Raw genomic sequence first — 626 nt, 5'->3', positions numbered from 1 at the left:
TACTAGTGGAACAACCTTCAGACTGATCGAATCTAACCGTCTAAACAAGGCTCAACTTATCCGTTCATAATAACGTAACTGAAAGGTGGTTGGTATCCAAATCCCGCAAAGAAACGCTGCCAACATGTAATACTCAACAATGATAATTACTGCCGAGGTTCATCTCCGTTCACCGTTGCTACCGCTCGTCGACGCGATACGCATTACTCCAGCGGGGTGGTACGAGTAGAAAGTCTGCAAAGACTATCCCGCGTTCAAGACCTTCCAGACCAGTTGTGAGGAGTACGGCATCTCGGTTGAGATTCTCTCAATTACGCAGGACCCTTCGACGTCCGAGGAATCGGTACCGTATGGATTGACGGAACGACAGTACGAGGCGCTGTCACTCGCGTTGTCCCGTGGCTATTACGAACAGCCACGCCAAACGACCGCTAAAGAGCTCGCAAACGAACTGGATATCTCCCAGCCCTCGATGTCGGACCTTCTCAACCGGGCCGAGAGCCAACTCATCTCTGCAACACTCGGTCCCTCTCCCCGTCTGGAGACCCTCGCGCAGTAGCCAGCGATCCGCCGGGCCGAGAAACTGAACGCCAGTATATAAATCGACTTTCTTGATAGCATCGGGA

1 protein-coding gene is annotated in these 626 nt (G+C 52.2%); it reads left to right on the top strand.

Annotation, left to right across the window (positions count from 1 at the left end):
* Positions 1-355: 355 nt before the first annotated feature.
* The gene (locus E3374_RS17720; RefSeq protein WP_345890593.1) at positions 356-559 is read left to right on the top strand and encodes a helix-turn-helix domain-containing protein; all 204 of its coding nucleotides are present in this window, start codon (positions 356-358) and stop codon (positions 557-559) included.
* The last annotated feature ends 67 nt before the right edge of the window (positions 560-626 follow it).

The sequence above is a fragment of the Halorhabdus amylolytica genome, assembly GCF_004944975.1.
In the GTDB taxonomy this organism is placed as follows: Archaea; Halobacteriota; Halobacteria; order Halobacteriales; family Haloarculaceae; genus Halorhabdus; species Halorhabdus amylolytica.
This window is presented reverse-complemented; position numbering and strand designations above follow the sequence as displayed.